General features: G+C 55.1%; 8 protein-coding genes. 4 read left to right on the top strand and 4 right to left on the bottom strand.

The window, feature by feature from the left end:
* Positions 1 to 237: 237 nt before the first annotated feature.
* A complete protein-coding gene (locus VH413_08515; GenBank protein HEX3798731.1) occupies positions 238 to 1302 on the bottom strand; it encodes a family 20 glycosylhydrolase in 1065 nt (354 codons plus the stop codon).
* Positions 1303 to 1832: 530 nt separating this feature from the next.
* Between VH413_08515 and VH413_08510 the strand changes: the two genes are divergently transcribed.
* A complete protein-coding gene (locus tag VH413_08510; GenBank protein HEX3798730.1) occupies positions 1833 to 4391 on the top strand; it encodes a choice-of-anchor tandem repeat GloVer-containing protein in 2559 nt (852 codons plus the stop codon).
* Positions 4392 to 4581: 190 nt separating this feature from the next.
* On the opposite strand, the gene VH413_08505 is transcribed toward VH413_08510, so the two are convergent.
* Both VH413_08505 and VH413_08500 read right to left on the bottom strand, forming a co-directional pair.
* Positions 4582 to 5250 (bottom strand): FxLYD domain-containing protein, encoded by a 669-nt coding sequence (locus VH413_08505; GenBank protein HEX3798729.1) that lies wholly within the window; start codon positions 5248 to 5250, stop codon positions 4582 to 4584.
* 293 nt (positions 5251 to 5543) lie between these two features.
* The gene (locus VH413_08500) at positions 5544 to 5843 is read right to left on the bottom strand and encodes a hypothetical protein (GenBank protein ID HEX3798728.1); all 300 of its coding nucleotides are present in this window, start codon (positions 5841 to 5843) and stop codon (positions 5544 to 5546) included.
* On the opposite strand from VH413_08500, the gene VH413_08495 reads away from it, so the two are divergent.
* Together VH413_08495 and VH413_08490 are read left to right on the top strand one after the other, a co-directional pair.
* A complete protein-coding gene (locus tag VH413_08495) occupies positions 5826 to 7238 on the top strand; it encodes a DUF1501 domain-containing protein (protein HEX3798727.1) in 1413 nt (470 codons plus the stop codon). The two genes, VH413_08500 and VH413_08495, sit on opposite strands and share 18 nt — an antisense overlap.
* Positions 7239 to 7252: 14 nt before the next feature.
* The gene (locus tag VH413_08490; protein ID HEX3798726.1) at positions 7253 to 9661 is read left to right on the top strand and encodes a PSD1 and planctomycete cytochrome C domain-containing protein; all 2409 of its coding nucleotides are present in this window, start codon (positions 7253 to 7255) and stop codon (positions 9659 to 9661) included.
* Between the two features lie 76 nt (positions 9662 to 9737).
* Here the strand turns inward: VH413_08490 and VH413_08485 are convergent, their stop codons facing one another.
* Positions 9738 to 9992 carry a helix-turn-helix transcriptional regulator gene (locus tag VH413_08485; GenBank protein HEX3798725.1) on the bottom strand — a complete coding sequence of 85 codons (255 nt, stop codon included), beginning with the start codon at positions 9990 to 9992 and terminating at the stop codon, positions 9738 to 9740.
* Between the two features lie 69 nt (positions 9993 to 10061).
* Between VH413_08485 and VH413_08480 the strand changes: the two genes are divergently transcribed.
* Positions 10062 to 10295: hypothetical protein (locus VH413_08480; protein ID HEX3798724.1), on the top strand; the 234-nt coding region annotated here is incomplete at its 3' end.

Genomic DNA, 10295 nt, shown 5'->3' with positions numbered 1-10295 from the left:
TGCGCGGCAGCGCAGCCCTGCGCTAGATTGTCGGTCGTCCCTGCGAACTTGGTGGAGTGGCGGGTTCGTCCTGCGGTGCCGCGAAATATTTGTGGGTTTTGTTGAGTGATTTGGGAGCTTTTGGTCTAGTCACGGCTCGCGGGTACGCTCGCCCTCCCATTGGTTGGCGGTCATAGACCGCCGCTACAGTTTAAGCGAATGGTTTGGCTGGATGCGCGGACGGTTCGGACATCAAATTTATTTCCACTCTTTCAAGGCGTCCACGATCGGCGGCCATTCGCCGGTGGCGGGGATTTTGACTTTGCCCCAGGTCGAGCAGAGATAGCCGATGACGCGGGCGTTGTGTTCGCGTTGTTCGTGGGAAAACGCGCTGAAGGCGAGGGTGTTGGTCAGCGGTTGCCAGCCGCAGGGCAGCACACGGAAACCGTGGTCGAGCAGCACGGGCACGGAGGCGTAGGTTTTCTGTTTCTCGTAATGCCAATCGCACATGATGATGTCTTTGGGAATCATGTCTATGGCGGGCGCGGTTCCGTTGGCGGAGGCTTCCCACATGGAGTAATGTTCGGCCTTGGCGTCGAGGAGGCGGTCGGCCCACATGAGCATTTCAATATGATCGTGGCCGACGATGTGGGAGTGGAGATCGTTCACGCATTTGGCAAATAGTTTTGCGGGGTCCTGGCCACGGCAACGCGGGCAATAGTCGGAGGCCATGATGAATACTTCATCCATGCCGACGTGGAAGGCATCGGCATCGAAAGCGTCCACCATGTCGTCAATGAGTTGAAACACGACTTTGTTCACATCGGGATCTTGCGGACACCAACTGCGGCAATAGAAATCTTTGTTAGTTTCCTGCGGGCCGGGCAGTTCTTCAAATTGCGGATATTTGGCGAGGAGGGCCATGCGGTTGGTTTTCCAGGATTGATGGCCGAGGCAGTTGATTTGGGGAATGAGGCGGATGCCGTGGTCGTGCGCGGATTGGACGAGGCGTTGCGCGCCGTCGCGGGTGATGTATTGCGAGCCGCGCAATTCCGGGTGCGAGGGAAAATCGAAATTGTAATCCACCTCGGCGATGATGACGTTGACGCCGTCGGCTTGCAGGCGCGGCATTTGTTCAATCAAATCGTTGACGCTTCTATCGCTCGACACCATGAGGTGAACGCCGCGCCAGACGGGATTGGTCGCGCGCCAGTTGTTGACCCACGCGGCGCGGGCTTCCTGGCGGGGCGAGGCGGTTTCTTTGGTTTGGCAACCGGCGGCGAACAAGAGCGCGAGCAGGCAAAACGCGTGGGCGAATTTCATAATGGCAAAAGGCGTAACATTTTTTAGTTGGAACTGCGAGGGGCAACTGTGGCTGCTTGGCGAGTGGGGCGCACCCCTATTTTGGGTTGGGGCTTTTTTAAACGCGGAGACGCGGAGGCGCGGAGAGGGGAAATGAGGAGAGATTTTTCTTGAATGACCATTGGAAAATTTTGTTGCGGCTGAAATCTTTTTTTTGCTGCGGGAAAAAAGTTTTTGAAGGATGCATCCATTTTTTGGAGTGGGACGAATAGAGTTTGTGAACAAGATAGTATGGCTGCAAGTCAGGCACGGAAATAACTGCATTTTGCAAGGGATGGGTGACGGGCGCGGGTTATATGATTAACCGATAATCATTGCCGAAAAATGCAGTTTCGCTTGACTTGAAGGGCATATTTCCCGAGCATCCCGGTCCCTGGTGGATTCTAAAGGGTTTCTCAAAAGGGGTTTTTGTTCTGACGGTCTAAACCAACTCAAATTGCACAACAACTATGATCATGTCCTGTTCACGTCTTCTCAAAGGGTTTCTAGCCATGGCTATGGCTTTCTCGATAGATTCGCAAGCCCAGACCAACTTTCAAACCGTCAGAAATTTTGGTTTCACGGCGCTGGCGACCGGTTCGCATCCTTACAGCCAAGTCATTCAGGGAACGGATCATTCGCTCTATGGCACGGCGCAAAGCGGCGGCGCGTCCGATCTGGGTGTGGTCTATAAGATGAACACCGACGGTTCCGGTTACACGGTTCTGCATTCGTTTTCGGGGAACCAGGTAGATGGAACGCGGCCAGAAGGAAAACTTTTGCTGGCCAGTGACGGAAGACTTTATGGCACGACGTATAACGGGGGAACTTATAATTTAGGCACGATATTCGGAATGGATGCCACCGGCGCCAATTATAAAGTGCTGAGAAGTTTGAACGGCAGTGACGGCGTCAATCCGTTTGCCGGATTAACCGAAGGCAGGGAGGACGGAATGTTATATGGCACGGCCAGTTTTGGCGGGGCGAATAATTACTACGGCACGGTTTTCGGAATCAGCAAGGATGGGACAACTTTTTCGGTGTTGGAAAGTTTTACCAGCAACACGGGCGGCAGTCCGTATGCCGGAGTGCTGGAAGGAGCGGACGGATATTTATACACGGTTACGGTTACCACGCCGGCGTATCTGGTTAAAATCAGCCGCAGTGGCGGGTTGGTGAGCCAGCACTTTTTTAGTTTCACGCAAGGCGCATTTGGAGATGGCGGCAATCCCATCGGCACGCCGGTGCAGGGACCCGATGGCACAATTTACGGCACGACACAATACGGCGGCAATTATATGCCGGTACCGGGATCGGTGGCGTTTGGCGTGGGCACGATTTATAAAATCAACCCGGATTTTTCCGGTTACCAGGTGATCCACCGTTATCCCGCGGATGGCAGCGAAGGATATTTTCCCTCGGCAGGTTTGGTTTTTGGAACGGATGGAAATCTCTATGGCGAAACCACGGGTTACAGCACGAACCAGGGAACCTTTTATAAAATAGACACCAACGGAACGACGTTAACCGTGCTTCATACGCTGAATGGCAACGAAGGCACGTCCCCAATGGGCAATATGATTCAAGGGGCGGATGGCGCATTTTACGCGACGGCCTTTTCGGGCGGCGACGGTGGCAATGGAACAGTAGTCAAGCTGGCGGGAACGAACGCGAGCGTTATCCATCAGTTCGCGTCGGACACAGGCGGCGACGGCTCCAATCCTTACGCGGCGGTGTTGTTTGACGGGACGGAAATTTATGGTTCAACGCAAAGTGGCGGGAGCGTGGGCAATGGCGTGATTTTCAAAATAAAATCAAATGGCATGGGCTACGCCATTCTTCACGATTTTACCGGGGACAGTTCTGACGGACAAATTTCGGCGCCGATGATCAAGGGCACAGATGGATATCTGTATGGGACACTGCCAAATGGCGGCAGTAATGACTTCGGCGCCGTCTTCAAAATTAGCACCAACGGTGACAACTACACGCTGCTGCACGAGTTCAGCGCCAGTCCGGACGGAGCCGCCCCGCAGGCGGTCCTGGTTCAGGGGCCGGATGGGTTTCTCTACGGCACGACGCAATACGGCGGAGACAATGGCGACGGCACGGTGTTCAAGCTGGATACAAATGGCAATAATTATTCCGTGTTGTATTCGTTCGCGGGCTTTGTTCCCCCGAACACCGGCGGCGGCGGCGACGGAGGTGGGGAAGAAAATCTGAAGCCTCGGCCGGCCGGTTTGGATCTGGGAACCATTGACGGCCGCAATCCAATGGCAGCGATGATTTTCGGGCAGGATGGATTGTTGTATGGCACGACTTCGTCGGGAGGCAACAATTTGAATGCCGGGACGGTTTTCCAAATCAGCACGGACGGATCCTTCTATAACGACTTGTATAACTTCAATGATGGCCCGGACGACGGCGCGAATTTGAAATCGCCGCTGGTGCAGGCGGCAAATGGAATTCTTTACGGCACCAGCGCGGGCGGTGGATCGAATTATTCCGGCACGGTGTTCAGCATGGACACGAACGGCAATTTCGGAACTTTGCTGTATCAATTTGGCAGCGGCAGCGACGGGCAGAATCCACAAGGCGCGCTGGTGCTGGTTGGAAATACGTTGTATGGCACGACGCAAAGCGGCGGCAGTGTGTTCGACGGCACGGTGTTTTCGATTCAAACCAATGGCGCGGCGTTCACGACGCTGCACGATTTCACGGATGCCGAGGCGAACACGCCATATAGCGGCTTGACGCTGGCGCCGGATGGTTCGCTCTTTGGCACGGGCTCGTATGGCGGCACGCCGCCTTTCGGTGCGATCTTCAAACTATTCTCGCGAAAGGGCGTGATCAGTTCGATTCCGGCAACCCAGGTTTCCGGCCAAAGCATGATGGTGAATTTTACGGGTGGCCTGCCGAACCAGACTTACAGCATTCAAGCTTCGCCCAATGCGCTCACCGGATGGTCAACGATCGGTTCGGCGATGGCGGATGGGAATGGATTGTTTCAATTTATGGATTCGGACAGCACGAATCATACGGTGCGGTTTTATCGCAGTTACGGGCCTTAACACGGTAACACACACAGAACAACTCCTCACTCGTGTCGTACGGGTGGGGAGATTTTTTTGTTTGTGAAGAGATTAATGATGGGCGAGGCGGCAGTTATAGACCGGTGCGGGGATTGGCAAACCGTAAGCGGCAATCTGATTCGTGAGTTGCTGCGGGTCAGAGACCCGCGGTCCGTTCGGAAAAGACGAGTTATTCCTGCTCTTTGAGGGAAGTGATTTTTGCGGAGGCAGTGCGTTTGTCGGGGACGAGGGCGTGAAATTGCCATTCCTGCCGGGGTTCGATGATATCTTTGTAATCCTGGGTGTCGCCGATTTTTTCGCCTTTTTTATTGAGGAGTTCGAGTTCGATTTTGACACCGAAACGCTGGTAATCGGAATCGTTCTTCACCGCGCCGATGGCATAGATGAGGGAGCTGCCGGGAGTTTTTTGCAGTTCGACCGCGCCGGCTTTTAAATCGTCGGGAGATTTTGGGCGGGTGGGTTTGACGGGGGCTTGCACGACGGCCTGGGTGACGACGTTGACGGGTGGGACGATGGGCGCGGTCACGGCGGGTGGCGATTTTGCGGGTATCGGGACGGGTGTAATGCGGGTGACTTGGGGCGGAGCATTTTCGTCCACAACCGGTTTGGGGCGATGATGCCACCAGATTGCGCCGATGATGACGAGGACGGCGCAGGCGATCAAAGTGATCATTGTGAAGTCCACGCGTTTGGGTTCGGGCTCGGCTTCGGGCGGAATCAATTCGGTCCATTGGCCGCAGTGAGGGCAGGGGACGGTCGTGCGCGCGGCGTAGGCGGGGAATTCGATGTGGTTCCCGCATTCTTTACAGGCGCACTTGGCATGGACGATTTCTCCCATGTTGATGAAGTACCCAATCGCGCTAATTCGGGCGGGCGTCAATGGGAAATGTGGGGCGCTGGGTTTTCTATTTTTGACGCAGAGTCGCGAGAGGCGCAGAGGCGCAGAGGCGCAGAGGCGCAGAGGTCCTTGCGGACGGCCACTGGGAGAAAAAATTAACGGATTAAACACAGTTTGAAATTCTCCTCAAAGGATTTTTAGGAAATGGACAGTTGTGTCTTTGGGTTTGGCAGATGCGATATGTGTAACCCACGCCCTCTTTTTAGAAATAATTTGTCTTTCTTTCGAGTAATTCACTTGTCTTCCTCTGCGCCTCTGCGCCTCTCGCGACTCTGCGTCAATTCTGTCTTGAAAATAAGGCGGTTGAGCGAAACCGTCTTGTGCGCAAGATAAATACGGCTTTTGTTGATGGATTTTGAGAATGGCGCGCAAAATGCGGCGAAGGCAGGGGTTTTGGCGGTGGCGTAACGGGATTTTTGGTGTAACTTGAACGAGAAAATAATTGAAACCATTGCCCGGCGCTTTACGTCTATTTTACCAGTGCCCGTAATCAAACGAGTTACTAAATAATTACCATGAACATCAAGGAACACGTTGCCCGGCCGGAAGATTTTTGCATCACGCGCCGCCAGTTTTTAAATCGGTTCGGGCTGGGCATCGGCGCGCTGGGGCTGGCGAGTTTGCTGTCGCCGAATTTGGTGAGTTCGGCGGACGCTGAGACTTCGCTATCGCCGCTCATGGCGAAGACGCCGCCGCTGCCCGCGACTGCGAAACGGGTCATTCATATTTTTGCGCAGGGCGCGCCGTCGCAAGTGGACACGTGGGACCCGAAGCCGGCGCTGGATCAATACGACGGCAAATCCATCCCGGGGATGCAGGGCGTGGCGATGCGTTCGCCGTTTAAATTTTCGCCGATGGGGGCGTCGGGCATTCCGGTGAGCGAGGTGTTTCCGAAAATCGGCGAGCACGTGGATGACATGGCGATCATCCGTTCGATGTACACGGACATTCCCGCGCATGAGGTGGCGACGGTGATGATGAACACCGGTTCGTTGCGGCTTGCGAAACCGTGTTTGGGTTCGTGGACGGTTTATGGACTGGGCACGGAGAACCAGAATATGCCGGGGTTTGTTTCGTTGCGGCCGGGCGGCGGGTTGCCTCCGGGCGGAACGCAAAATTGGCAGGCGGCATTTCTGCCGGGCGTTTATCAAGGCACGAGCGTTAACACGACGGCGGGTTCGGTGGATGAGATGATCCAGAATATTCGCAATCCGTATATCTCGTTGAAGGAGCAGCGGCGGCAGCTTGACCTGGTGCATCAGCTCAATGAATTGCACAGCCAGAATTTGCAGAAGGACGCGCAACTCGAAGCGCGCATCGAGGCGTACGAGATCGCGTTCAAGATGCAATCGGCGGCTTCGGATGCGTTTGATTTTCAAAAGGAGCCGGCGGAGGCGAAGGAGCTTTACGGCAATACGCAGCAAGGGCGGCAGCTTTTGATCGCGCGGCGATTGCTCGAACGTGGCGTGCGTTTCGTTCAAGTGTGGGCGGGCGGATGGGATCATCATAATGATATTGAGAAGCGGTTGCCGGAATCGGCGTCGCAGATTGACCAGCCGCTGGCGGCGTTGATGACGGATTTGAAACGGCTCGGCATGCTCGACAGCACATTGGTGATTTGGGGCGGGGAATTTGGCCGCACGGTGACGAAGGACCGCAATGGCAACGAGAATCCAGGGCGCGATCATAATAACAAAGGGTTCTGCTCGTGGATGGCGGGCGGCGGCGTGAAGGGCGGGACGATTTACGGCGCGACGGATGAGTTCGGCGCGCATGCGGTGGAGAACAAGGTTCACATCCACGATTTGCACGCGACGATCCTGGCGCTGCTGGGGTTCGATCACACGAAGCTGACGTATCGTTATAACGGGCGCGATTTTCGATTGACGGACGTGGCGGGGAATGTGGTCAAGGGTGTGATGGCTTAATCGTTTTGCGAGCCATGGGAAAAATAAAATTAGTTTTGCTGAGTGTCGCGGGGCTTTTCGCGGCGGCGCATTTGCAGGCGCAGGAACCGAGCAAGGCGGACCTGGATTTTTTTGAGAGCAAGGTCCGGCCGGTGCTCGTCAATAATTGTTTCAAGTGCCATAGCGCGTCGGCGCCGAAGCTCAAGGGCGGGTTGTCGGTGGAATCGCGTGACGCGCTGCTCAAGGGTGGGGAAACGAGTTCGGCGATTGTACCGGGTAATCCGGAAAAGAGTTTGCTCATCACGGCGATTCGTTACACGGATTCCGATTTGCAGATGCCGCCGAAGGACAAGAAACTTGCCGATAACGAAATCAAGGATTTGGCGACGTGGGTGAAAATGGGCGCGCCGTATCCGAAGGCTTCGACTCCGGCCATCGCCGCAGCGAAGACGGACAAGGATCATTGGGCGTTCAAGCCGATCAGGAAATCGCCGGTGCCGGACGTGAAGGAAAAAGATTGGGTGAAGACGCCGGTGGATGCGTTCATCGTGGCGAAGCTGGAGGAGAATGGGATGAAACCTTCGCCGATGGCGGACCGGCGCACGCTGATTCGCCGCGCAACTTATGATTTGATCGGCCTCGCGCCGACGCTCAAGGAGACGGAAGATTTTGTGAACGATGCCTCGACGAATGCGTTTGCGAAGGTCGTGGATCGTTTGCTGGCCTCGCCGCAATATGGCGAACGCTGGGGACGTTACTGGCTGGACACGGCGCGTTATTCGGACACGAAGGGCGACGTCAAACAGCAGCAGGAGGATTTTCGGTATCCGTTCGCGTGGACGTATCGCGATTATGTGATCAAGGCGTTCAACGATGACAAGCCGTTCAACCGGTTTATCATCGAGCAACTGGCGGCGGATAAATTGCAACTGGGCTCGGACCGAAGCGCGCTGGCGGCGATGGGTTTTCTCACGCTGGGCGAGCGGTTCAATGACAATATCAACGACATCATCAACGATCGCATTGACGTGGTGACGAAGGGAATGCTGGGGTTGACGGTGACGTGCGCGCGCTGTCACGACCATAAGTTCGATCCGATTCCGACGAAGGATTATTATTCGCTGCGCGGCATTTTTGCGAGTTCGGTTGAGCCGACAGATGAACCGATCATCGGGAAGATTGATACGGCTTCGCCGAGCTATGAGGAGTTTGCCAAAAAATATAATGACTTGAGCGCGGAAATCGCCACCTACGACGCGATCAAGAAGGGAAAGAAAACGAAGGAGATTCGCAAGAAGGAAGGGGAGTTGCGCAAGGAAGTCACGACGCTGGAATTGACGGATCCAGGTTCGCCGCCGCGGGCGATGGTGCTGGTGGACCGCGCGAATCCTTCGGACTCGCCGGTGTTTTTGCGCGGGGAAGCGGAGAACCGTGGGGACATCGCGCCGCGCCGGTTTTTGGAGATTTTATCGGGACCGACGCGCCCGGTTTATCGCAACGGCAGCGGACGATTGGAACTGGCCCAGGCCATCGTGAGTCCGAGCAATCCATTGACGGCACGGGTGATTGTGAATCGCATTTGGCTGCATCATTTTGGCGAAGGCATCGTGACGACGCCGGATGATTTTGGGAATCAGTCCGCGCCGCCGAGCCATCCGGAATTACTGGATTATTTGGCGTCGCGTTTCGTGGAGGAAGGCTGGTCCATCAAGAAGATGACGCGGTTAATCATGCTTTCGAGTGTCTATCAGGAGAGCAGCGATAACAATCCGCGGTATGAGCAGCAGGACCCGAATAACCGGCTGTTGTGGCGCGCGAACATCAAGCGGCTGGAGTTTGAGGCGGTGCGTGATTCGCTGCTGGCGATGGGCGGGAAGCTGAATCTCACGATGGGCGGGCGGCCGGTGAACCTGGGCGCGACGCCGTATTCCACGCGGCGCACGATTTACGGTTATGTTGACCGGCGGAATTTGCCGGAGGTTTTTAATCAGTTTGATTTTGCGAACCCCGACATCACGACGGGCAAGCGTTATGAGACGATTGTGCCGCAGCAGGCGTTGTTCATGATGAACAGTCCGCTGGTGGTGGAGCAGGCGCGCAACCTGGTCAATCGCCCGGAATTCCGCGACACAAGCGGCGCGGAGGCGCGGATCAAATTGCTTTACGACATCATCTATCAGCGGGAGCCATCGCCGGTGGAGGTGGAACTGGGTTTGACCTATTTGAAGGAATCGCCACCGGCGGAAACGCCGGACTCGGACCTCGCGCGGGAAGAAAATCCGCGAGCGGTTCGCGGCAAAAAAGGCGGCGGCGGCAAAAAGAAAAACGCGGGACCAGCGATGTCTTTGGCAACGATTCCAGCGAATGGGCTGGCGCCGGTCGGGGCGTGGGCGAAGTATGCGCATGCGCTGTTGCAGGCGAATGAGGTGATGTTTATCAACTAGGAAAGTTTGAAGTTTTCAGTTTCAAGTTTTCAGTTGGGGAATGGGGCGTACGAGAGGTTGCGGAGGTTTTGGAAATTTATCGTGCTTTGGAAAGTTCTTTTTGCGCTTGTTTAATGATGGCAGCTAAATCTGCGTCCATCGCTTTTGCAACGCGCAACACCGTTTCCAAGGAAGGAATCCTAGACCCTTTTTCCATGTAACCGATGGCTTGTTGAGACAAGCCTGATCGCTGAGCGACGAAATATTTGGACAGACCCCGTCGTTCCCGCTCTTTTTTGAGAAGCTGGATGATCTTTTCGCATTCGGCACGGCTGGCTTTGGCCAGAGACATGCCATCAGTTTGCTAAAAACGGATTGACAGTGTTACTTCCCAGTTGTTACCCTGTGGAAGGCTCAAATTATGAAAATGATCTTCCGAGTTTTACTGGTTGCAATATTGGTTGCTGTTTCATTTCAAACCCACGCGCAAGGCACGCTGACTTTTGACCAGCAATCGGCCACGGGGCCGGTTGCGGTTATAGGCAACGGGAATGCCGATGGCCTCAATATTCAGGAGGATACGCCATTACTACAGTCTTTTGTTCCGGTTCTTTCTGCAATCGGATTTGTTCAGTTGGAAATGGTAGATGCACCT

This window comes from Verrucomicrobiia bacterium (genome assembly GCA_036268055.1).
Taxonomy (GTDB): Bacteria; Verrucomicrobiota; Verrucomicrobiia; order Limisphaerales; family Pedosphaeraceae; genus DATAUW01.
The sequence above is the reverse complement of the archived record's forward strand: the minus strand, read 5'-3'. Positions and strand labels throughout refer to the sequence as shown.